The 23,118-nt window shown below is 37.8% G+C and carries 20 protein-coding genes; 15 read left to right on the top strand and 5 right to left on the bottom strand.

What is annotated here, in order from left to right; all coding sequences use genetic code 11:
- Positions 1-7 precede the first annotated feature (7 nt).
- The gene (locus HND50_04685; protein ID NOG44501.1) at positions 8-964 is read left to right on the top strand and encodes a hypothetical protein; all 957 of its coding nucleotides are present in this window, start codon (positions 8-10) and stop codon (positions 962-964) included.
- Positions 965-1,117: 153 nt separating this feature from the next.
- Positions 1,118-2,782, top strand: a complete 1,665-nt coding sequence (locus HND50_04680; protein ID NOG44500.1) for a T9SS type A sorting domain-containing protein — start codon at positions 1,118-1,120, stop codon at positions 2,780-2,782.
- A 145-nt stretch (positions 2,783-2,927) separates the two neighbouring features.
- Here HND50_04680 and HND50_04675 read toward each other — a convergent pair whose 3' ends face one another.
- The 4 genes from HND50_04675 to HND50_04660 are packed head-to-tail and all read right to left on the bottom strand — an operon-like array spanning position 2,928 to position 4,478.
- A complete protein-coding gene (locus tag HND50_04675; protein NOG44499.1) occupies positions 2,928-3,113 on the bottom strand; it encodes a hypothetical protein in 186 nt (61 codons plus the stop codon).
- Between the two features lie 25 nt (positions 3,114-3,138).
- Positions 3,139-3,453, bottom strand: a complete 315-nt coding sequence (locus HND50_04670) for a YbjQ family protein (GenBank protein ID NOG44498.1) — start codon at positions 3,451-3,453, stop codon at positions 3,139-3,141.
- A complete protein-coding gene (locus HND50_04665) occupies positions 3,450-3,914 on the bottom strand; it encodes a hypothetical protein (GenBank protein NOG44497.1) in 465 nt (154 codons plus the stop codon). Before HND50_04665 ends, HND50_04670 begins: the two co-directional genes overlap by 4 nt.
- A gap of 12 nt (positions 3,915-3,926) precedes the next feature.
- Positions 3,927-4,478, bottom strand: coding sequence for a sigma-70 family RNA polymerase sigma factor (locus tag HND50_04660; protein ID NOG44496.1), 552 nt, complete (start codon positions 4,476-4,478; stop codon positions 3,927-3,929).
- Between the two features lie 194 nt (positions 4,479-4,672).
- On the opposite strand from HND50_04660, the gene HND50_04655 reads away from it, so the two are divergent.
- Positions 4,673-5,935 carry a hypothetical protein gene (locus tag HND50_04655; GenBank protein NOG44495.1) on the top strand — a complete coding sequence of 421 codons (1,263 nt, stop codon included), beginning with the start codon at positions 4,673-4,675 and terminating at the stop codon, positions 5,933-5,935.
- 15 nt (positions 5,936-5,950) lie between these two features.
- Here the strand turns inward: HND50_04655 and rnhA are convergent, their stop codons facing one another.
- Complete coding sequence (gene rnhA / locus HND50_04650; protein ID NOG44494.1) at positions 5,951-6,415, bottom strand: ribonuclease HI; 465 nt, start codon at positions 6,413-6,415, stop codon at positions 5,951-5,953.
- A 479-nt stretch (positions 6,416-6,894) separates the two neighbouring features.
- Between rnhA and HND50_04645 the strand changes: the two genes are divergently transcribed.
- The 12 genes from HND50_04645 to HND50_04590 all read left to right on the top strand — a co-directional run bounded on the left by HND50_04645 (position 6,895) and on the right by HND50_04590 (position 23,109).
- A complete protein-coding gene (locus tag HND50_04645) occupies positions 6,895-10,326 on the top strand; it encodes an aminotransferase class V-fold PLP-dependent enzyme (GenBank protein ID NOG44493.1) in 3,432 nt (1,143 codons plus the stop codon).
- Between the two features lie 339 nt (positions 10,327-10,665).
- Positions 10,666-11,160, top strand: coding sequence for a cytochrome c nitrite reductase small subunit (nrfH, locus tag HND50_04640; protein NOG44492.1), 495 nt, complete (start codon positions 10,666-10,668; stop codon positions 11,158-11,160).
- A 12-nt stretch (positions 11,161-11,172) separates the two neighbouring features.
- The gene (gene nrfA / locus HND50_04635; GenBank protein ID NOG44491.1) at positions 11,173-12,681 is read left to right on the top strand and encodes an ammonia-forming cytochrome c nitrite reductase; all 1,509 of its coding nucleotides are present in this window, start codon (positions 11,173-11,175) and stop codon (positions 12,679-12,681) included.
- A 312-nt stretch (positions 12,682-12,993) separates the two neighbouring features.
- Complete coding sequence (locus HND50_04630; GenBank protein ID NOG44490.1) at positions 12,994-13,884, top strand: branched-chain amino acid aminotransferase; 891 nt, start codon at positions 12,994-12,996, stop codon at positions 13,882-13,884.
- A 183-nt stretch (positions 13,885-14,067) separates the two neighbouring features.
- Positions 14,068-15,741, top strand: a complete 1,674-nt coding sequence (ilvD, locus tag HND50_04625; protein NOG44489.1) for a dihydroxy-acid dehydratase — start codon at positions 14,068-14,070, stop codon at positions 15,739-15,741.
- A 165-nt stretch (positions 15,742-15,906) separates the two neighbouring features.
- Positions 15,907-17,670, top strand: coding sequence for a biosynthetic-type acetolactate synthase large subunit (gene ilvB, locus HND50_04620; GenBank protein ID NOG44488.1), 1,764 nt, complete (start codon positions 15,907-15,909; stop codon positions 17,668-17,670).
- 23 nt (positions 17,671-17,693) lie between these two features.
- Positions 17,694-18,239 (top strand): acetolactate synthase small subunit, encoded by a 546-nt coding sequence (ilvN, locus tag HND50_04615; protein NOG44487.1) that lies wholly within the window; start codon positions 17,694-17,696, stop codon positions 18,237-18,239.
- Positions 18,240-18,296: 57 nt separating this feature from the next.
- Positions 18,297-19,343 (top strand): ketol-acid reductoisomerase, encoded by a 1,047-nt coding sequence (gene ilvC / locus HND50_04610; protein ID NOG44486.1) that lies wholly within the window; start codon positions 18,297-18,299, stop codon positions 19,341-19,343.
- Positions 19,344-19,498: 155 nt separating this feature from the next.
- Positions 19,499-20,782 (top strand): threonine ammonia-lyase IlvA, encoded by a 1,284-nt coding sequence (gene ilvA, locus HND50_04605; GenBank protein NOG44485.1) that lies wholly within the window; start codon positions 19,499-19,501, stop codon positions 20,780-20,782.
- Positions 20,783-20,862: 80 nt separating this feature from the next.
- Positions 20,863-21,843: an MCE family protein gene (locus HND50_04600; GenBank protein ID NOG44484.1), complete on the top strand. Its 981-nt coding sequence runs from the start codon at positions 20,863-20,865 to the stop codon at positions 21,841-21,843.
- Between the two features lie 53 nt (positions 21,844-21,896).
- A complete protein-coding gene (locus HND50_04595; GenBank protein ID NOG44483.1) occupies positions 21,897-22,511 on the top strand; it encodes a hypothetical protein in 615 nt (204 codons plus the stop codon).
- 148 nt (positions 22,512-22,659) lie between these two features.
- Positions 22,660-23,109 carry a hypothetical protein gene (locus HND50_04590; protein NOG44482.1) on the top strand — a complete coding sequence of 150 codons (450 nt, stop codon included), beginning with the start codon at positions 22,660-22,662 and terminating at the stop codon, positions 23,107-23,109.
- Positions 23,110-23,118: the final 9 nt, after the last annotated feature.

Below are 23,118 nucleotides of genomic sequence, written 5' to 3'. Positions count from 1 at the left end.
GGAAATAATGAATTATCAATTGAGGATTATGTTTTTCGTTTTATTTTTTGGTTTTACGCAAATGTCATTTTCACAAGAAGTAAGCTGGTATTCCAAAGATATGGGTTTTACAAGTTCTGTTCATAAGAAACATGCTAAACAAATAGTCTGGTCTAAATCCGTTGTAGATTATAGTACACAGGAAACTAATGTTTTAGAGAATCGCTTTAATTTGACTGATCCAATCTATGGACGAGTTTATCTTGAGCGGTCTATTCGTAACACGCCTATCTATTCTTCCGCAAGTAAAAAGCCTTTGGAAAATAGTAGAAATGGTTATGAAATGAAGTTATTCATTGACGATAAGGATGCCGGAGGCAGTTTTGGCGTTTTTGAAGAAGGTTATTTTAATGATGAAATGGGCAAGACATGGACGACCTGGCAATTTTCACCACATATGACCCCGCCGAATACAGACGAAGAGAAAACAACTGCCAAGGCATGGGAGAAAGCAGTAAGGGGTTTAAGTGTTGGCGAGCATAAAATCCGCTTTGATTTGTGGGGTATCTCGGGTACACACCGCTCATCAGAGCCAATGGCCAGTGGAACATTTACTTTGGTAGTTTCAAAAGGTGAACGGGTTGCAACGACTGCTAAATTCCCAAAACAGACTTATTCCGGTAGCGAAGGTACGGTACTTGCCAATCAATTAAAACAGGCTATGGTAAATGGAGGCAAAGCATCTGTTTCGGAAATAAAAAAAATAGCTATTACCAGTGACTGGGTTTATAACCGCTACACAGATACGAAAAAAGAGTATCGCAAAATTAGTGCAGCCATTCTTTTTGCAGATAAAGACAATGATGGAGTTTGTCGTTTTGTAACTTACAATTTTATTTCCGACAAAGCCGGTAGCGTCTGGAAAGCACCACGATTTCATTCTTTTTGTAATGGCTGTGCAGAAGGTGATGTGAATTGTCCCTAATACAGTTATTAAAGATAGTTTTATAATTTCCATTTTTATTAAAACCCCTTCATGGGGTTTTTTTGTTTTTAATTTTTGGAATATTTAAAGCACTTATTTCATTTGACTATTTCCAAGTTTGTTTTGAAAAATATTACGCAACAAGGAGGCTTTATGCGCAAGATAGCTACGATCATTTTTTTATCTCTATTAACGACTATGTCACTACATGCACAAGAACAGGGAAATGTGTTAAAATTTGATGGTATTGATGATTATGTAAAAGTAGCCCATAACTCATCTATAAATATTTCCACAGATTGGACATTGGAAGTCTGGATAAAACCGGATACAATCACTTCATCTTATCAGGCAATTCTTTCTAAAAACAGGGCACCGCGCCCATCAAGTTTATGGATTAGAAATGGTTTTGCTGAAATTTGGTTTTCAGTTGGTTCTGTTGACGGTGCTAAACTCCAGGGTAGGATTCCTTTCCACAGCAAAGAGTGGACACATCTCGCCGCAACTTATAATAGTAGCACATTATCTTTGTATGTAAATGGCGAGCTGGATAGCTCGATTGCTCTGTCCATCTTACCCGATACAAGCCAAAATGCCTGGACCTTTGGGCAGCGAGGGGACGATCTTTTTTGGTTTGCCGGAGAAATGGATGAAGTAAGAATTTGGGATATAGCACGTTCGGTCGATCAAATTAATTATTATAAAGATTTCAATTTAAGAAATGATGTTGAAGGGCTTAAGGGCTTATGGCATTTTAATGATGCCGTTGGTGCTGCCAGAGTTTGGGAAGAAACGCAAAATAAAAACCATGGATCGGTATTCGGTGCAGAAATAATTGATTCAATTTCTCCTGTAGATGTTTTGCCAGCAAACTCTCTTTATCTGAACGGAGCAAGCGAATCCGTCTCGATTCCTCATAATCCATCATTAGATATTTCCACACAATGGACCTTGGAAGCCTGGATAAAACCGGATACTTTGACCCCGACTTACAAAGCAATCATTTCAAAAAACAGAGTACCACGTCCACCTAGTTTATGGATTATTGATGACAAGGTTGAGGTGTGGTTTGAAACTGATTCTACGGGAGACGCTGTACAGGCTGTAGGAACTAATGTTTTAAAGCAAAATGAATGGCAACATATCGCGGCCACTTATGACAGCAATTTTATTAGGATTTTTGTAAATGGCAAAGTTGATGTAGTTGTTGAAAGCAATCTAATTCCAAAACTAAATACTAAAGATTGGTCCATAGGTCAAAGAGGGGATAACTTACACTGGTATGGTGGATATGTGGATGAAGTACGGATCTGGAACAGGGCGCTTGATCAGAAAGAAATTCAGCAAAGAATGCTGTATACGCAGGGTGCGGCAAATGGGTTACTTGGTGCTTGGGGATTTAATCAGTTGGTTTCAGATGAAGTCGCTGTAGTCAATGATAATAGTGGGAATGAAAGTGATGGCACTGTTGATGCCCAGGCTTTGGTAGATTCCGACACTCCGGTAGATTATTTTGTGACAGCAATCGATCCGTTAATTCGTTCAGTTACACCTCAGGAGTTTTCACTAAAACAAAATTATCCCAACCCATTTAATCCAAATACAACAATTCCATTTTCATTAAAAAAATCAGGTAAGGTCAGCCTAAAAATATTTGATACACTTGGGCGCTTAGTGTTAGATGCTTTTAATAAAAATATATCTGCGGGATCTTATAATATAAATGTGGATATGAGAAATCTGCCCAGCGGTACTTATTTTTATCAACTAAAAACGGCTGCTTTTGCACAGACAAAGCGAATGGTTTTACTGCGTTAACTTAATATTGATTCCATCCCGGTGAGGGATGGAATCTTGTTTTCTATGCAGATTTAGATTTTAGTGAAAATAATAAAAAATATAAAAATCAAGAATATACAAATAAACATTATTGATGTGGGTTGGGCAAAATTAAGAGTAAAACCTAATCCTGTTCGTTTGGGTAAAAATACCCTTTTGTCAGATGGATTAAAATAGAATCCCAGAGGTACCACCAGTCTTTTTCATTTTTAACTTTATTACGCCATTTTTTTGTAATTATTGTATTGTAAAATGTAATCCCACCAATTATAACAGCGAAGACTGCTATTAAAATAATAAATAAGTACACGGTTTATTTTCCTTTAGACTGTCTTTTATTCTACTACTACTGCCGTACCAAAAGCTAAAACTTCAGCAGCTTGTCCCATAATATAACTGGTTGTAAAGCGCACATCGATGACAGCATTTGCGCCTAATTCCTCAGCCCTTTGGACCATTCGGTCTGAAGCTTGTTCCCTGGCCTCGGCCATTAGTTTGGTGTATTCTTCTATTTCACCACCGACCATGTTTTTAAAAACAGCAGTGATATCCCGGCCAATATGCCGTGCCCGAATTGTATTGCCTTTTACGATTCCAATTGTCTTTTTTACTTCCTTGCCGGCAATAAAATTTGATGTGGATGTAATCATCGTTTTAGCTCCTTATATGGATCAGACTTGTGTAAAAATAATTTTTCCCTGATAATTGAAAACCCCAGTGCTAAAAATCCACTGAATAGCAAAAATATCCCAACCTTTATAATTAAAGGAATATTTGGATCGGGAATAAACGATTCAACAAATTTGAATGCGCCATACCCAAACAGGATAACTGCACCTGATGTAAAAAGTAGCCAGGCCAGTCCACGTTCAATACGGTTGTAAACATTTGACCAATACATGTCCCATTCCTCCTGCGCTGGTTCTTTAAAATGTAACTTTGATGTAACTTTTTTTAGTTGTGATAAATCCTGCCATTCCTTGTTATAACTGGTATTGGATGAAATCAACTTGTCAAACATCTCTTTTTCCGAAGGATCGAGTTCATTGTCTATTGCTTTCATTAACAAGGTTTGAAAGCGCTCATCTGATAATTCATTTAGTTTTTTCATAACAAATCACTTTTATTTGAGATGTTCGCCAATTTTGGATTTTAGGGTTTTGCGTGCGCTGTATAATCGAGACATTACTGTTCCCTGTGGACAATTTAAAACTTCAGAAATTTCTGTATAGGATAAGTCCTGGAATTCTCGTAACAATAAAATCTCTTTTTCATTTTTGTTTAATTTATTTATGGCATCCCAAATCAGTTTCTTTAGTTCATCATTTTCAAGTGTTTTAGAAATATCAACAGTACTATCTTTTATCTCTTCCGGGTCAAAATCAATAAACTCAGAATATGGCCGCGGTTGATTAGTCTTTTTACGTAAATCATTTAAACAAACATTTTTTAAGATTGTATAATACCAGGTAAAAAACTTCCTGTCCGGATCTATTTTTTTTATTGATTGCCAGACTTTTACAAATGCTTCCTGAGAAAGATCTAATGCCCGATCGCGGTCATGTACAAATCCCAAAGCCGAAAAATAAGCACGTTTTTTATAAAGGTTTACAAGAATGCCAAAAGCGTGTTTATCGCCTTTTTTACATCGTAATAAAATTTCTGTTTCTGACAATGAGTGCACTCAATTGGCCTGGATTAGTGTTTTTTATAAATGATACACAATTGTTGGGATTTTATTCGAAGAAAAATTCATTCAATATTGAAATTAGTTAAAATCTGCTAATGAATGCTGCTCGAAATTAGAATTTGCAATCTATTTAAATAAAATTGAAATTTTATGAAATGTAAATAGCTATTAGGATAACAATGAAAAAAATAATCACCTTCTTACTTCTATTATCGTCTTTTTCATATTCTCAGGTGGAGTTTAGCAGTGCCTTTAAACAAACAGTAGAAACTATTGCTAAAGAGCATACACGTAAGGCTGTAATAAATTGGCTTACGGAACAGGACCCGGTTCTTGGTATAATCGGGAGGGATTTAATTGGGCAGATAATAAACAGTGCAGATCAGGATGAGTTAGTTTACTCCGTCACGGATGTGTTAACAACCTCACTTTTTATTTACAATTTACAAAATTACATAAAACCTTTACTAAAAGATAACCCGCAAATTGTAGAGCAAGCCAAAGCTATCGGCTGGACAGAGCAACAACTCCTGGCATACTCTAGCCTTTATTTTTACTTTTCTGAACGTATTAAATATGATTTGTATATCACACCATATATTTTTGAATTGCAAAATGAAAAAGATAAAGTTGAACTACTGACTATAAATAATAAGAAATGGCGTACAATGGTTTCCCGTGAATTAGTTGTACAAAGGCAGGCTGGCCATGCGGATATTGATGTGCGTATTTTTAATATTTTTCAGGCTTCAATTATTCACTATATCAGTTCCGGAGAGCTAAAGTTTGCTATCAGCGATTCTATCTTAAATAAATTGAAAAAGGAATATCTCGGTGAAATCGATTGGCTAAAAGCAATCAAATCCGGCAGTGTAAAACATATTAGCGCGGTAACTCTGGCCTTGTTATATAAAAATCTAAATAAAGATAAAAAGAAATCAAATGGGTTTGGTATCGAACAGATAAATGACCTGGTTCGACCATATCTGAATCTTGTATCCGAAAATAATTTATTAACTTTGCGCCAAACAGAATTTAAAAGACAGGCAATGCAAGTAGTAAAAACTTCTTTTAGCAAATGGTTGGATAAATATCAATCCGACCAGTTTCGTTTTGACTATTCTTTTATGCTTGCCTCTAATTATATAAGCAGGGATGATAAGATTCGTTTTATAATGCAGGACCAGGTACGATTTGGTTACTTTTGGAAAGACGCTTCTTTATTTTTATATCTAAGTGGGGTTATTGATCCTCTGTTGCAGGAAGCTTTTTCAGATGACAAAAAATATTATTTATCCGGACTTGGTTATTCCCACAGCAATTTCAATATTTCAGTTGGTGCTGCTGTTCCTTATACGAATTTTAAGAAAAAGAATATCCGTGCTACAATTATTTTAGGTTATGAGTTGCCTCTGATTGATTATATAGATTCCGGGATGTGAAAATCTATAAAGCACTTATCCGCTAAATCCTTCATCTACAATCAGATCAGAAGAACTGCAAGCTTCAACTGCAAGATCATCGCACCGCTCATTTTCAAAATGTCCGGCATGTCCTTTTACCCAGGAAATTTTATAGGTGTGTTTATCGAGCAAGTCAAGAAGAGTTCCCCATAAGTCCGGATTTAAGGCTTTGTCTTTTTTATTTCTCTTCCAGCCTTTTGCACGCCAGTTTTTTGCCCAGCCCTGGTTTACTGCATCAACGATATATTTTGAATCGGAATAAATATCAAGCTCACATGGCTCCTTTAAAGACTCGATTGCGGCAATCATTGCACGCATTTCCATTCGGTTATTTGTAGTCCACTTATAACCTTGAGAGAGTTCTTTGTAATGTTCACCATATTTTAAAATTGTACCATAACCACCTGGCCCGGGATTTCCTGAGCAGGCACCATCCGTGTAAATTTGAATTTTCTTCATTCATTCCTTTTTTTTAATTTTGAAGGCGCTAAAGATCGGATTTCTTTGGGATAATTTCAAGTAAAATTCCATACATACCATTTATCATTAAAATTCAACCTTTCGCTAAAACGGGCTGTTTTGCACCTGCTATTTATCCGATTATTGTCTTGGAGAGAGTGATGAATGGATGAGGGACAAGATCCCCTTGCCTTATTCATTCGGGCTTTTGAAAAGCGTCAGTACTAATTGTGGGCTCAATACTGGCGCTTTTCTTATTTATAAATTCTTTTATATCAAATCTTATCTATTAATACCACTCAAATATTTCCAACCTTCTCTATTACATTCCAGATTTATGAAACCGGGTATTAATATTTTTTACTATTAAAAAGATTGAATAATTTGTGATACAATTGTGTTAAAGTGAAATAGTAATTTTAAATAACATACCCTAAATTGAAGAGTAACTCAAACAGGAAAAATAACCAGGGGAAATAATGTCAATCTCAAATGGCGTTGAGTGGAAAAAAGGTATTTGTGGTATTTGTCCGGCAGGGTGTTGGATTGAAGCCGGGATGAAAGATGGTAAAATGGTGGATATCCGTGCTGATAAAAGTCATCAATTGGGAATGATTTGCCGTCGCGGTGAGCATGCACCTGAAATGATCTATTCTGAAAACCGTTTAAAATATCCAATGAAAAGAATTGGGCCAAAAGGCAGCACTGATCCTGAAAATTTCGAACGTATTTCCTGGGATGAAGCCTATGGCATTATTGCTAAAAATCTGAACAAAATTAAAGCTGAATCTGGTCCCGAAGCTGTTTCCATTTATACCGGCCGTGGCTCATTTGAACTTTCACTTTGCGATATGTTCCAACCTAAAGGAGTGGCTGTTTCGTCTGCTTCCAATGTACTCTTTCCATTTGGTTCGCCAAATACAATGGGCGTTGGCGCACTCTGTTATGTCTCTTTTGCCATGATCGCACCGCATGTAACAATGGGGCGAATGTTGGTTAATATGTTCACGGATATGGAGAATGCGGAAATGTTAGTTGTTTGGGGAGCAAACCCGGCAACAGATTCTCCGCCACTTGATATGGGCCGGCTTGAGGCAGCAGCAAAACGTGGTTGTGATATTGTGGTTATTGATCCCCGGCATACAGAAACAGCCACGCGAACAGGTGCCGAATGGGTTTCCATACGCCCGGGAACCGATGGTGCGTTGGCTTTAAGTATGATAGAAGTTATGATTGATGAAGAACTATATGATGAAGATTTCGCCGAAAATTGGACACATGGCTTTGAAGAACTTAGAACTTACACACAACACTTCAGTCCGGAGGTTGCTGAAAAAATAACAGGTGTACCTGCTGATAAAATACGTGATCTTTCCCGCAGGATCTGTAAAGCAACTGGCGCTGCCCCGGTAATGTATACAGGCCTAGAATATTCAAATAGCGGGATTCAGGCTATTCGTGCCGTACATTCTTTATTTGCATTAGCAGGCCATTTAGACACACCCGGTGGAATAGGCCTTGCAATGAATGATACACATTTCCCAATTAACCGCTCCGTAAACCAGGAAAATCCCAATCTTGATTTGGCAGTTGCGCGTGAAAAAGTGCCAATTTATAGCGACTATCGTGGTGAATCACATGCCAGCGGTTTAGTAGATGCTGTGCTGAATGAAGACCCATACAAGATTAGAGGATTGATAATTCATGGAGCTTCACTGTTAACATCATGGCCGCAAACACCAGTATGGCGTGAGACACTTTCCAAACTTGATTTTCAGGTATGTATTGATCGTCAGATGACAGCAGATGCGGCGTATGCAGATGTAATTCTACCGGCAACAACTATGTTTGAGATAGATTCTTACATGGTTTATGGACCTATTTTTCGATTGCGTGAAAAACTGGTTGAGCCTGTTGGAGAAGCCCGCAATGATTACCTGATTATGGCTCAATTGGCAGAAAGCCTTGGTTATGGCCACCTTTATCCTCAAACAGAAAATGAACTATTATGCCAGGCGCTAAAGGGCTCAGGCTATTCAATCCAGGATGTTAAAGATGCCGGAGGTTGGGTTAAAAATGATACGCCAATGATGGAGTACAAAAAGTGGCAAAAAGGAAGTTTACGCAAAGATGGTAAGCCTGGCTTTGAAACACCTAGTGGTAAGTTCGAAGTGTTTTCTACAACGCTGGATGATTATGGATATGAACCACTTCCAAAATATACGGAACCGGTTGAAGGTCCACAGGCGGCACCGGACATTGCAAAAGATTATCCTTTGGTTTTTAATTCCGGGGCAAGACCACACACGGATTTTCGGTCACAACATCACGGCATTAAGGGTTTGAATAAAGACAATCCCGAACCAACCGTTGAATTAAATTTGGAAGACGCAAAAGATAGGGAAATTGAAAATGGTGATTTGGTAGAAGTCTCTACGCCTCGTGGAGCTGTGCCGTTTAGAGCAAGGATTTCTGATAATATTATTAAAGGCGCTGTTGAATGCAACATGGGTGGAGGAACACCTGTTGGACCAAAAGCCTGGCAAAAATGGAATGTGAACGAGCTGACCGACCTATCAAATTTTGACGAGATATCAGGCTTTCCGGTCTACAAATCGTTGTTGTGTGATGTGGCAAAAATCGAGAAGGGAAGTGAAGAAGTAAAATCTCGAATGCAGGCAACCGACACTGTATGTGGTGTTCAGTTTACGCTTGGGGCAAAAGGAAATGGAAAATCTAAACCAGAAAAGAAACAGCGGATTTACCTGGATAACAACGCGACTACTAAAGTAGCTGAAGCAGTTCGAGAAGCTATGCAACCTTACCTTGATACTATTCATGGTAACCCATCAAGCATACATGGAGCAGGGCGTGATGCAAAAGAGGCTGTTGAAAATGCCCGACGTTCTGTTGCAAAATTGCTAAATGCAAAGCCACGCAGAATTGTATTCACTGCCAGTGGTTCAGAAGCTGACAATATGGCCCTAAAAGGGATTGCTTTTTCGTATCGTCATAAAGGCAATCATATAATCACCACAAAAGTTGAACACCCGGCCATTTTAAGAAGCTGTGAATTTCTGGAAAAAATTGGTTATTCAGTAACTTATCTTGATGTGAATGAAGATGGTTCTGTTACCCCAAAAGATTTAGAGAAAGCTATTACCAAAAAAACAATTCTTGTATCGATGATGATGGCTAATAATGAAACGGGAACAATTTTGCCTATTAAAGATCTTGCAGCAGTAACCCACAAATATGGAGCGTTTTTCCACACAGATGCTGTTCAGGCTGTTGGAAAAGTAAAGGTGGATGTTGAAGAGATGGATGTTGACCTGCTCAGTTTATCAGCACATAAATTTCATGGCCCCAAAGGAATGGGCGCTCTTTTTATAAAAAAAGGAATAGAGCTGGAGCCACTTGTTCATGGTGGCGGGCAAGAGAATGGACTACGTGCGGGAACAGAGAATGTATCCTCAATTGTAGGTTTAGGCAAAGCTTGCGAACTGGCAATTGTGGCAATTAAAAAATCCGGGGAAATGCAAAAACTTAGAGATAAACTTCAGGATGGTATTCTAAAACTAATTCCGGAAGCTAAATTAAACGGGTCAATTGAAAGCCGCTTACCAAATACTCTAAATATGATTTTACCAAAACTTCGTGGTGAGTCTCTGGTTGTAGCTATGGACCAGCATGGGATTTCATTTTCATCAGGATCTGCATGCAAATCCGGATCTCCAAAACCAACCCACGTACTAATGGCCATGGGCCGTAGTGAAGAAGAATCTCATTGCGCAGTCCGGCTTTCCTTAAACCATGATACATCGAAAGCTGACATAGATAAAGTGCTTTTGGAGTTAAAACATGTTTTGGAAGAAATAGCTACTACGGTAAGGTTTCTTCCCTGTAAATGATTTAAAATCTTCTACTTAGTTTAAAATGAACATCTTCTTTGCCTCATAATTTCAAATTTTTTTGTTAAAAAAATTCATCTAATGATTTTCGTTTCGAAGATACAAGAATAATATGAAAATATATCATTTTTGGCTTGAGTTTTATTTATTTACCTAGTTATATTGAGACAATAGAGTCTTAATTAAATGTTTGTTACAATTATCACAATGATAAATTTAATATTTACAAAGATTTAAGAATAATTTCTTAAAAACTATTAAATAATTTCATTTTTAAATACATAACTTATAAGTGGAGGGTAAGTGCAAAAAAATATAATTAAAAGATCAGCCTATGTGATGTTATCTATGGCAATCCTTTTATTGATTTATATGTTGAATACCGCAAAGGCATTTTCATATTTATCTGCAGAGCCTACAGCTTGCATTAACTGCCATGTTATGAACACACAATATGCAACCTGGCAACACAGTTCTCATGCTTTAACAGCTACATGTGTAGATTGCCATTTACCAAACGATGGTACAATAAACAAATATATGGCAAAAGCTCGCGATGGATGGAATCATACTGTTGCATTTACTTTTGATACATATGAGCCGGTTATAACGATTAGCGATGATGCAGCAAAAAGAGTTCAAAAAAACTGCATTGGATGTCATAAAAGCATCACAACAACTTTGGTTGGTAACGCAGATAGAAATCATAGTTACAATGATGATGAAGTACAGAATGGACGAAAATGTTGGGACTGCCACAGAGGCGTTCCACATGGAAAAGTAAGAGGATTAACAACTACACCAAATAATTTAGGAATTAAAGAAGTTAACTAGTGGAGAATTACAATGGGATATAAAATATTAATTGCAGTTTCAGCTATTGCTATAATTATTACACTGTTTTTAACAAATAATGTAAATGAAAGAGAACAACAGAGAATCGATTTAGCTACAGTTCCGGAAATTTCTGTTGAAGGTATGAGTAAAAGTGAGGATTGGGCGCGCTATTACCCAAGGCAATACAGTTCATGGAAAAAGACAAAGGAGAGTGGAACAATTGTAGATATGTTAGAAGAAAAACCACAGCTTGCTGTTTTGTGGGCGGGTTATGGTTTTGCCAAAGATTATAATGCACCAAGAGGTCATTATTATGCATTACAAGACAATATTAACTCACTTCGTACAGGTGCACCAAAGGATAAAAAAACCGGCCCTATGCCTACAGCTTGCTGGACATGCAAATCTCCGGATGTTCCAAGAATAATGAAGCAAGAAGGTGAAATGGAATATTTTACAGGTAAATGGGCAAAATATGGACATGAAATTGTAAACTCTGTTGGTTGTGCAGATTGCCATAGTAATGAAACCGGAAAGCTAGCAGTAAATAGAGCATATCTTGACCGAGGTTTAAAAGCCGCTGGTTTGCCTACCTTTGACGAGTCAAGTCATCAAGAAAAACGAAACCTTGTTTGCGCACAGTGCCATTCAGAATATTATTTTAAGAAAACAGAATGGACAGATGAAAAGGGTAATGCAAAAGTTGCAAAAGTTGTTACATTTCCTTGGGCAAATGGTCTGACTGCAGAAGGTATGGAGAAATATTATGATGAGAGAGATTTTGTTGATTTTGTTAATAAAATTTCAAAGACTCCAATTATCAAAACCCAGCACCCCGGATACGAGCTATTTAAAACAGGCATCCATTCTCAAAAAGGTGTAGCATGTGCAGATTGTCATATGCCTTATACACAGGAAGGATCAGTTAAGTACAGCGATCACCAACTTCAAAATCCTTTAAAAACAATGGATAGAAGTTGTATGCCATGCCATAGAGAAAATGAAGAAAAATTGGCAAAGATTGTTAAGAGAAAATATGAAAGAAAAGATCAATTACATGAATTGGCAATGGACAATCTTGCAAAAGCTCATTTAGAAACTGCCAAAGCAATGGAAGTAGGAGCAAGTGATGCAGAGTTAAAAGAAATTAGAACTCATATCCGTCATGGCCAATGGCGTTGGGATTATGCTGTAGCCAGCCACCCATCTTTCTTCCATGCTCCGGAAGAAACTTTAAGATTGTTAGCGTCTGCAAATGAAGAAGCAATGCAGGCAAGGATCAAACTGGTTTCGGTTTTAGCAAAACATGGAGTTCTTAACTATAAAGCGCCTGATTTTTCTACAAAAGAAAAAGCCCAAAAGCTTGCAGGTGTTCCTTTACAAGATTTGATTAATGCCAAACTTAAGTTTAAGGAAACATTGGAAAAAGAGTGGCATAAAGAAGCTGTTGCAAATGGAGCACTTAATATGGAATCAAAAAAAGATGTTGATTTACAATCGTCATATTTTAACAATTAAAGTTAGCGCAAGTGAAGTCGAAATTATTTGATATTAAACTTATAATAATTATTTGACTTTATTTTAGATTAACCTTAATGTTGGCGACATCAAAACAAAACATAGAACAATAGAATTAAAATGAAAAAAATTAACGTCATTCTCATTAACATTATCCTCGTGATTATTATTACCTAAATGGGAATGGCATAATTATATAAAATTTTTAAAAAGCCATTCCATTCGGGATGGCTTTTTTTTTGTTTAAAATTGAAATAACCAAAATTTGGAATAGCAAATTGGACCAGAATCAAATCAGGAGGATTTTTTTTCATGTACCACGATAAACACACTACAGTTTTCTTTAAAGGAAAATGGTGCAGCGTTGAACAGGCAAGCAGCAGCTTATATGGGCAAACAATCCAAAATGGCAATGGGGCAATTGAAGGCCTTAGAGCATATCCAACGCCATTGGGTACTCAGGTTTTTCAGGCATATGAACACTTTGAGCGTTTACAATATTCGTGTGAAGTTATGGGTATTAAGCTTGGTTACACTGTGGATGAACTTGTTTCGCTGACATATGAATTGTTGGATAAAAACAACTTAAAAAATGCATATATCCGTCCACTTGTTTTTCTAAGTGAAAATATGGATTTGGAAACGGCTGGTGCTTCTAATTTATTTTTAAGTGCCTGGGAATGGCAACCCTATCTCGGTGATAAACTTTTAAGAGTAATGAGCTCTTCATTTCAAAAACCCAATCCAAAAGCTTTTTTTATAGAAGCAAAAATCAGTGGCTACTATGTCAATTCTATTCTTGCAAAAAATGAAGCAAAGGCCAAAGGATTTGACGACGCACTGCTTAATGATATGAATGGATATATTGCAGAGGGTCCGGCAGAGAATTTCTTTTTTGAAAAAAATGGCTGTCTTTATACTGCGCCCAAAGGCCATATTTTACCGGGAATCACCAGGGCAACAATCATCCAGCTTGCAAAAGAATTAGATATTCCGGTTAAAGAGAAATTGTTTACTTCGGAAGATGTTGAAGGTGCAGATGGCGCATTTTTTACAGGGACTGCCGCAGAGGTTGCTGGTTTTGAATCTTTGAATGATGTGAAATTTAAGAAAGCCTGGGAAGACACTTTTGGCAATACGTTAAAACAGGCTTACAAAGGCCTTGTCAGAAGTGCGGAAGCGCATATTGTGGATGTTGTATGATGATCTGAGTTTATTGAATAATTGTTTTTGTTAAAATAATAAATTACAAAACGCAAATAACAAATAAATCTTAACTCTAAAATTAAAATGATTAAACAAGTCATTCGCCTTTTAGATATTTATAATTTCAGTTGAGATTTGTTTACTGGAGTTTGTGATTTCACTGTTTCAAACAGAGGGGATATGGCGTTAAACAAATATAGTAAACGGGTTACTCAAGATGAAAGTCAACCGGCGGCACAGGCAATGCTTCATGCTATCGGGCTTTCGGTTGAAGATTTAAAAAAAGCCCAGGTTGGAATTGCCAGCACTGGTTACGAAGGCAATCCTTGTAATATGCATTTAAATGATTTGTCTGTCCATGTAAAAAAAGGTGCTGAAAACTCCGGATTAGTCGGGTTGGTTTTTCATACAATTGGTGTTAGCGATGGTATTTCCATGGGAACACCGGGTATGAGATTTTCTCTGCCATCGCGTGATGTAATTGCAGATTCCATTGAGACAGTAATGCAGGCACAGGCCTATGATGGACTTGTTGCAGTTGTTGGGTGCGATAAAAATATGCCCGGGGCACTAATCGCTATGTGTCGTCTGGATCGCCCTGCAATTTTAATGTATGGAGGAACAATTGCTTCGGGTTGTGTGGATGATAAAAAACTGGATGTGGTTTCGGCGTTTGAAGCCTGGGGTGAAAAAGTTGCCGGCAAAATTGATGAAGGAAAATTTCAACAGGTAAAAGAAAACGCGTGTCCTGGTGCAGGTGCATGTGGAGGTATGTATACAGCAAACACAATGGCATCTGCAATTGAAGCCTTAGGTTTAAGCCTTCCATTCAGTTCTTCTACACCGGCAGTTGGCAATAATAAAGAGAAAGAATGTCAAATGGCCGGAAAGGCAATCCTTGCATTATTAGAAAAAGATCTTACACCTAAAAAAATTCTTACAAAAAAATCATTTGAAAACGCAATCAGGTTGGTCACAGTCCTTGGTGGATCAACAAACGCTGTCCTGCATTTTTTGGCAATTGCAAAAGCAGCAGATATAGATTTTACTCTTGCTGATTTTCAACGAATCAGCGATGAAACACCGTTTTTAGCCAACCTTAAACCAAGTGGCAAATATCTGATGGAAGACGTTCATAATATTGGCGGTATACCGGCTGTAATGAAGTTTATGCTGGATAATGGTATGTTAAATGGTGACTGCATGACGGTAACAGGCAAAACAATTGCTGAAAATCTTGCAGATATAAAGCCAATTCCTGTTGAGCAGGATGTTTTAGCTCCACTTGAAGACCCTATTAAAAAAACAGGGCATCTCCAGATTTTATATGGCAACCTGGCATCTGAAGGTGCCGTTGCAAAAATCACCGGAAAAGAAGGCTTATTATTTAAAGGCCGGGCAAAGGTTTTCAATTCAGAATATGAAACAAATGAGGCTATTGGTGCAGGTGAGGTGAAAAAAGGTGATGTGGTTGTTATTCGTTATGAAGGGCCAAAGGGAGGTCCGGGAATGGCAGAAATGTTAAAGCCAACTGCAGCAATTATGGGTCAGGGTTTGGGAAATAGTGTAGCGCTTATTACCGATGGTCGTTTTTCCGGTGGTACTCATGGTTTCGTTGTCGGTCATATCACGCCGGAAGCACAACAAGGAGGACTTATCGCTTTGGTAGAAAATGGAGATTGGATAACCATAGATGCTGAAAATAATATGCTTAATGTTGAGTTAACTGAAGAAGAAATAAAGAACAGAAAAGAAAAATGGATTCAGCCACCATTAAAAGCTAAGCGTGGTATTTTATACAAATATGCTCGTTCGGTTTCTTCTGCCTCAACAGGCTGTGTAACTGATGAATAGGTTATGGAGTATTGGAATAATGGATTGTTGTAATAATGTGCAAACCTGCCATCTGGTCAATGTATAAATACTCCAATATTCCATGATTCCAATCAATAATAAGTATTGTTAAAACTCATATCGAGTTATGAAATAGAAAAGTTAAAAAAACATGGAGCAAAGATTATGGCAAATGCTGTAAAACAAAAAACAGTTTTTCCAGGGATTGAAGAAGCGGAGAATAGCGAATCGCCTCTAAATAAAATTAAAATGAGTGGTTCGGAAGCTGTTGTAAAATCTTTGCTTGCTGAGGATGTAAAAACAATTTTTGGATATCCCGGTGGAGCAATAATGCCGGTTTATGATGAACTTTATAAATATCGTAATGAGCTTCATCACGTTCTAACCCGTCATGAACAAGGCGCAGTTCATGCGGCTCAGGGATTTGCACGTGTATCAGGAAAAGTTGGAGTGTGCATTGCTACATCCGGGCCCGGAGCAACAAACCTGATTACGGGTATTGCTGACGCATATATAGATTCTACACCGATTGTTTGTATTACCGGCCAAGTTGCCAGCGGCCTTTTGGGTACAGATGCTTTCCAGGAAACAGATGTGGTTGGTATTTCGATGCCGGTTACAAAATGGAATGTACAGGTTACAAAAGCGGAAGATATTCCGGTGGCCATTGCCAAAGCATTTCATATTGCAGCAAGCGGCAGACCGGGACCAGTTTTGGTAGATATCACTAAAGATGCCCAATTTGGTGAGCTTGATTTTGAATACCTGCACTGCAAAAAAATTCGTAGTTACAATCCAAGGCCTGTAATTAAACCTGAAAAAATTGATCAGGCAGTAGAGTTGATCAATAAAGCAAAAAAACCATTTGTAGTATTTGGACAGGGTATCATTTTAGGTGAGGCAGAAAAAGAGTTTAAAGCTTTTATTGAAAAGAGCGGAATCCCCACAGGTTGGACTATTTTGGGGCTTTCAGCTTTAGATTCCGACCATCCTCTAAATGTTGGAATGCTGGGCATGCATGGCAATTATGCGCCAAATAAATTGACAAATGAATGCGATTTACTGGTTGCTGTTGGAATGCGTTTTGATGATCGGGTTACCGGCGATGTTTCACGCTATGCCAAACAGGCCAAGGTAATTCATATTGAAATTGATAAAGCGGAGATCAACAAAAATGTTAAAGCCGATGTGGGCATTCACGCGGATGTGAAAGAAGCATTACCACTTATTACCAGGAAAATTGAAAAAAGAGAACATGAAAGCTGGTTGCAAAAATTCCGTGCCTATGAAAAAACTGAGCAGGACCTGATTATAAAAAAAGATTTATACCCAGAGCAGGACAAATTGACTATGGCGGAAGTTGTACGTTTAATTTCTGAGAAGACGGAAGGGAAAGCAGTAATTGTCTCTGATGTGGGGCAACATCAAATGTTTGCTTGCCGTTATTCAAAATTTAAGCAAAGCAAAAGCAGTATTACATCCGGTGGACTGGGTACTATGGGCTTTGCACTTCCGGCGGCAATGGGAGCAAAGTTAGGCGCCCCGGAACGCACGATAGTAACCATCGCGGGTGATGGTGGCTTTCAGATGACGATCCAGGAATTAGGAACTGTAATGCAAACGGAAATTGATTTAAAAATTGTTGTATTAAATAATAATTTTCTTGGAATGGTGCGTCAGTGGCAGGAGCTGTTTTTTGATAAACGTTATGCATCAACAGTAATGACAAACCCTGATTTTATTACAATCGCCAAAGGTTACGGTGTTGAAGCGGAACGGGTAGATTCACGAGAAAATCTTGAAAATGCAGTAAATAAAATGATTGATTTTAAAGGCGCCTATCTCCTTGAAGTGAGTGTTGGTAAGGAAGACAATGTTTTCCCTATGATTCCAACAGGAGCCGCAGTTTCTGAAATCAGGTTGGACTAACTTTAAAGGTAAAAGGGGAGATTATGAAAGATCAATTCACAATATCGGTTTTTACAGAAAACCATATCGGGATTTTAAACAGAATTACAGTCATCTTCACACGCAGGCACATTAATATTGAAAGTCTTACGGTTTCTGAAACAGAAGTTCATGGTATTTCGCGTTACACAATTGTTGTAACCGAAGAACGTGATCGTGTTAAAAAAGTAGTTAAACAACTTGAGCGGCAGGTTGAAATATTTGAAGCTTATTATCACACTTCCGATGAAGTGATTTATCAGGAGATTGCCTTATATAAACTTCCAATAAAAGCTATAATTGATGGTGCGAAAATAGAATCTATCCTTCGCCTGCATAATGCGCGAATTTTAACTGTTGAAGAAGAATTTCTGGTTATAGAGAAAAGCGGTCACAAAGAAGAAACACAGGCCCTTTTGGAAAAATTAGAACCTTTTGGGATAATGGAATTTGTAAGGTCCGGCCGTGTAGCAATTATAAAACCCATGTGGAAATTTAATGAAGGCCTCCATGAAATGGAAAAACGGCAGGAAGAAGTACTGGAAGAATAGTTAGTGTTTGGAAAAAATTGAGATCTTATATTTAAATAATAATGAAGGATATGACAAATGGCTAAGATTAATTTTGGTGGTGTGGAAGAAAATGTAGTAACCCGTGAAGAGTTTCCTTTAGATAAAGCCCAGGCGGTGTTAAAGGAAGAAACTGTTGCTGTAATTGGTTATGGTGTGCAAGGTCCAGGACAATCGCTAAATCTCAAAGACAATGGAATTAATGTAATTGTTGGACAGAGAAAAGAATCGGCAACATGGGAAAAAGCTGTTAAAGATGGTTGGGTTCCCGGAGAAACATTATTTGAAATTGAAGAAGCGCTTCAAAAAGGAACAATTATAATTTATCTCCTCTCCGATGCAGCACAAATTGCGTTGTGGCCTACAGTTAAAAAACATTTAACAGCAGGTAAAACTCTTTATTTTTCACATGGATTTGGAATAACATATAAAGAGCGTACCGGAATTATCCCGCCGGATGATGTGGATGTAATTCTTGTTGCGCCAAAAGGATCGGGTACAAGTTTACGAAGATTGTTTGTTCAAGGGCGTGGATTAAATTCAAGTTTTGGTGTTTTTCAGGATGCTACGGGAAAAGCCAAAGAAAAAGCGATTGCTTTAGGGATTGCAGTTGGTTCAGGCTATTTGTTTGAAACAGATTTCAAACGTGAAGTATACAGTGATTTGACCGGCGAGCGTGGCACTTTAATGGGCTGTATTCAGGGTATTTTTGCTGCTCAATATGACACATTACGCAAAAATGGACACACACCTTCGGAAGCGTTTAATGAAACTGTTGAAGAATTAACCCAAAGCTTAATGCCATTGGTTGCAGAAAATGGTATGGATTGGATGTATGCCAATTGTTCAACAACGGCACAAAGAGGTGCCTTGGATTGGTGGAAAAAGTTTCGGGATGCAGTTGCACCGGTTTTTGATGACTTATATAAAAGTGTTGCATCGGGTGAAGAAGCACAAAGGTCGATTGACTCTAACAGTCAGCCTGACTATAGGGAAAAGCTTGATGCGGAACTTAAAGAAATGCATGAATCTGAAATATGGCAAACAGGACAGGCTGTGCGCAAATTGAGACCAGAAAATAAATAAGCGAATGACCTTTGAATTAGATTTCAATAGGTTGTTATTCTGAACTCGGGACGAAGTGAAGAATTCCACCACGAAATCAATTGGATTCTTCGTTTCATAAACATTTCGCTCAGAATAACAAAATCATCTAATAAAATCCTGTCGGTAAGGTAAAAATGAACAACAACGTAGTAATTGCTAAAAAAGAAAAACAATATTCACCGGCTCTTTCGGAAATTAGGAAAGCTGCGTTGGTTTTAAAGGATGTTGTAAATCATACTCCATTGACAAGAAACCTGAATCTGTCCGAGCGATTTAATAGTAAAATTTTGTTGAAACGTGAAGACCTTCAAATTGTCCGGTCATACAAAATCCGTGGGGCATATAATAAAATTAACAGCTTTGAGGCAGATAAACTTAAAAATGGTATTGTCTGTGCCAGTGCAGGAAACCATGCCCAGGGTGTGGCTTATTCGTGCCGGAAAGCTGAAATCCAAGGCACAATATTCATGCCTGTAACCACGCCCCAGCAAAAAATAAAACAAGTAAAAATGTTTGGCCGCGAGTATATAACCATCAAACTAACAGGCGATAGTTTTGATGAGGCTTATAAAGAATCTGTAACTTTTGCTGAAAAAAATAATGCGCCGTTTATCCATCCTTTTGATGATAAAAAAGTAATTGAAGGTCAGGGCACGATTGCATTGGAAATATTAAATCAGGCAAAGAGTAAAATTGATTATCTCTTTCTTCCTATTGGTGGAGGTGGCCTTGCAGCAGGTGTTGGGACTGTTTTTAAGGAGTTAAGTCCGGATACAAAAATCATTGGCGTTGAACCGGCCGGAGCACCATCTATGACTGCTGCCTTTGAAAATGAGCAGGTTACAATCTTACCCGATATTGACAATTTTGTTGATGGGGCGGCAGTTCATCAGGCTGGTGACAAAACATTTGAAATTTGCAAAAATGTTCTGGATAAAATTATAACCGTGGATGAAGGGGCAATCTGCACAACTATTCTCAGCCTGTACAATGAGGATGCGATTGTCGTTGAACCAGCAGGGGCGATGTCTATTACTGCCTTGAACCAATTTCGGGAAGAAATTGCAGGCAAAAATGTGGTCTGCCTTCTCTCTGGCAGCAATAACGATATCACACGTACAGAAGAAATTAAAGAACGATCTTTGCTTTATGAAGGATTGAAACATTATTTTATCATCCGTTTTCCGCAAAGAGCTGGTGCTCTAAAACAGTTTGTTAATAACGTTCTGGGTCCCGACGATGACATTGCCTATTTTGAATATTCTAAAAAAACAAGTAGAGAAAAAGGCCCTGTTGTTGTTGGTATCGAGATAACCTCGAAAGATGAATTTGTTCCTTTAATCACGCGGATGGAACATAATGGTTTTGTATATGAGTATCTTAATGATAAACCAACGCTCTTTCAATTTTTGATTTAGCAGTCATCCAATTCTTCATTTTCATCAATTTACTTCTTTTATTATATTAATCTTCAAATCAACCACACCCGGTAACTTTTATGCCATCCCGTTCCCAAAAAATCCGTTTAGGAATTTTTATTGTTATCAGTAGTTTTGCCCTTCTTGTTTTGCTTTTTATCGTTGGAAGCAAGCAATTTTTTCAGGATAAAGACATCTATTATATTTCATATCGCGATATATCTGTAAGTGGTTTGGAAGTAGGCAGCCCGGTAAAATATCTTGGTATAAATATAGGAACAATTAAAAGTATTGATTTTGACCCGGAAGATGTTTACAACGTTGTTGTAACTGTGGCGGTAAAACCCGGTACACCGATAAAAAGAGACGCTCGTGCTAATATAGAAGCGATTGGTATTACCGGTTTAAAAATGATTGAAATCCGCGGTGGAAGTAACGAGGCAAAATTGCTGCAAGTTGGTAAATATATTCAGGCCGGGGGTTCAATAACAGAAGATATAACCGGTAAGGCAGAAGTAATTGCCAATAAAATTGAACGGGTTGTTAATAATCTGATTGAATTTACACAGCCTGAAAAACTGGAAAAAATTATTAAACTGGCGGAAAGCTCTACTCTTGCGATGGATAATATTAATGCCATGGTTGAGGAAAACCGGTTGAATTTAAGAGATGGGCTTGAGTCCACAAAGTACGTTATGGCCCGCATGGATACGATTAGCCAGTCTCTCCAGATTGCTTCGACCAAAATTCAGAAATTGACTGAATCGGATACGCTGGATTTGATTTTAGCAAATGTGCATGATGTCTCTGTAAATTTAACAAAAGCCAATCTTGGTGAAACAATTGTACGGTTGGATGAGGTTGTTGAGCGGACCAATAAACTACTCATTTCAATGGATCGCGATATGGAACGTGGCAGCAGGGATTTTCTGGCAAGTTTGCAAAAACTAAAATCTGCTTTAGACCATTTGAATGAAGCGTCAAGACTGGTAAATGAAGATCCATCGGTTTTAATTCGTGGAGCAGAGGTTGATGAAATACCCGATGATGAGTTGGACTAACGATTGATAATTGAAAGATTGATGATTGAATATTAATAACTAAAGAGATGCTAATGAAAAAATATTTTCTCTTAATCCTCGTAGCGGTTTTTTTTATGGCTTGTACAAAAACAGTTACTACTCCAAAATACTATGTTTTGGATTTTGCGGTTACCAGCTTTGACAATAAAAAAGTTGAAAGCGTCTCACGCGATGTGTGTGAAATATTGCCGGTTCAGGTAACAGAAGTTTATTCGCAGCACAGGATTGCACTACGCAAAAGAAGCCATGAACTAAGTTATTACAGGTATCATCAGTGGGCTGAAAGTCCCGATTTAAATATTGGCCGGCTTATCCAGAAAAAGCTTAATTCTGATGCTTTGTTTGCCCGGATTTCTGACAGAATCTGGAGTGTTGCCCCGCGTTATCAGTTGAGTGCACAGATTAATCAACTGGAAGGTGTTGAGGGCGAAGATTCACTGATGGCACATATTAACATAAAACTGGAATTATTTGACCGTTCAAAAAAACAGGTGGTTGTTGAACATAGCTTTGATAAAACCAGGGCTTTGGAAGAATGGGATCTAAACTATCTTGCATTTGCTATGAGTAACATTCTTAAAAGCAACCTGGAGCGTTTTTCAAATAAAATCCGCATTTATCTTGTAAATGAAAACCTGCATAAATGAAAAATGTCTGAGGATAATATGATAAAAAAGGTAGTTGAAATTCACGATTTGAATGATTCTCAACAGCAAAAAAGAGATCTGTCTTTTTGGCTAAATAAAAGTCACCAGGAAAGGATTAATGCGGTTGAATACTTAAGGAGACAAAATCATGGAAGTTCAGCCAGACTTCAAAGAATTGCTAAAGTTATTCAACGCCCACAAAGTTGAATATGTTATTGTTGGGGGATATGCCTTAGCATTCCACGGGGCTCCGAGATATACTGGTGATATTGATTTATTAGTTAAACCCGACAAAGAGAATTCTAATAAAATAATTTCTGTGCTTGCAGAATTTGGTTTTGGTTCGCTTGGATTAAGTGCAGAAGATTTTCAATCACCCGATAGGGTTATTCAATTAGGCGTCCCACCGATTCGAATTGATATTATCACATCTATAACTGGTGTTGAAACCAGAGAAATATTTTCAAAAAAAATTGAAGGCATGTATGGCGATGTCCCTGTAAAATATATCGATCGACAACATCTAATAATAAACAAACGCTGCACAGGCCGCAAAAAAGATTTATCCGATTTAGAAGCACTGGGAGAAGATCTTTAGTAAAGTATT

Source organism: Calditrichota bacterium (assembly GCA_013112635.1).
In the GTDB taxonomy this organism is placed as follows: Bacteria; Calditrichota; Calditrichia; order Calditrichales; family J004; genus JABFGF01.
This window is presented reverse-complemented; position numbering and strand designations above follow the sequence as displayed.

Bases quoted from the DNA above. Each gene is read 5' to 3' on its own strand.
- HND50_04685 (NOG44501.1), top strand. From the start codon at position 8: ATGAATTATCAATTGAGGATTATGTTTTTCGTTTTATTTTTTGGTTTT.
- rnhA (NOG44494.1), bottom strand. From the start codon at position 6,415: ATGAAGAAAATTCAAATTTACACGGATGGTGCCTGCTCAGGAAATCCC.
- ilvA (NOG44485.1), top strand. From the start codon at position 19,499: ATGAACAACAACGTAGTAATTGCTAAAAAAGAAAAACAATATTCACCG.
- nrfA (NOG44491.1), top strand. From the start codon at position 11,173: ATGGGATATAAAATATTAATTGCAGTTTCAGCTATTGCTATAATTATT.
- HND50_04595 (NOG44483.1), top strand. From the start codon at position 21,897: ATGAAAAAATATTTTCTCTTAATCCTCGTAGCGGTTTTTTTTATGGCT.
- HND50_04645 (NOG44493.1), top strand. From the start codon at position 6,895: ATGTCAATCTCAAATGGCGTTGAGTGGAAAAAAGGTATTTGTGGTATT.
- HND50_04630 (NOG44490.1), top strand. From the start codon at position 12,994: ATGTACCACGATAAACACACTACAGTTTTCTTTAAAGGAAAATGGTGC.
- HND50_04680 (NOG44500.1), top strand. From the start codon at position 1,118: ATGCGCAAGATAGCTACGATCATTTTTTTATCTCTATTAACGACTATG.
- ilvN (NOG44487.1), top strand. From the start codon at position 17,694: ATGAAAGATCAATTCACAATATCGGTTTTTACAGAAAACCATATCGGG.
- HND50_04665 (NOG44497.1), bottom strand. From the start codon at position 3,914: ATGAAAAAACTAAATGAATTATCAGATGAGCGCTTTCAAACCTTGTTA.
- HND50_04600 (NOG44484.1), top strand. From the start codon at position 20,863: ATGCCATCCCGTTCCCAAAAAATCCGTTTAGGAATTTTTATTGTTATC.
- HND50_04670 (NOG44498.1), bottom strand. From the start codon at position 3,453: ATGATTACATCCACATCAAATTTTATTGCCGGCAAGGAAGTAAAAAAG.
- nrfH (NOG44492.1), top strand. From the start codon at position 10,666: ATGTTATCTATGGCAATCCTTTTATTGATTTATATGTTGAATACCGCA.
- ilvD (NOG44489.1), top strand. From the start codon at position 14,068: ATGGCGTTAAACAAATATAGTAAACGGGTTACTCAAGATGAAAGTCAA.
- ilvC (NOG44486.1), top strand. From the start codon at position 18,297: ATGGCTAAGATTAATTTTGGTGGTGTGGAAGAAAATGTAGTAACCCGT.
- ilvB (NOG44488.1), top strand. From the start codon at position 15,907: ATGGCAAATGCTGTAAAACAAAAAACAGTTTTTCCAGGGATTGAAGAA.
- HND50_04590 (NOG44482.1), top strand. From the start codon at position 22,660: ATGGAAGTTCAGCCAGACTTCAAAGAATTGCTAAAGTTATTCAACGCC.
- HND50_04655 (NOG44495.1), top strand. From the start codon at position 4,673: ATGAAAAAAATAATCACCTTCTTACTTCTATTATCGTCTTTTTCATAT.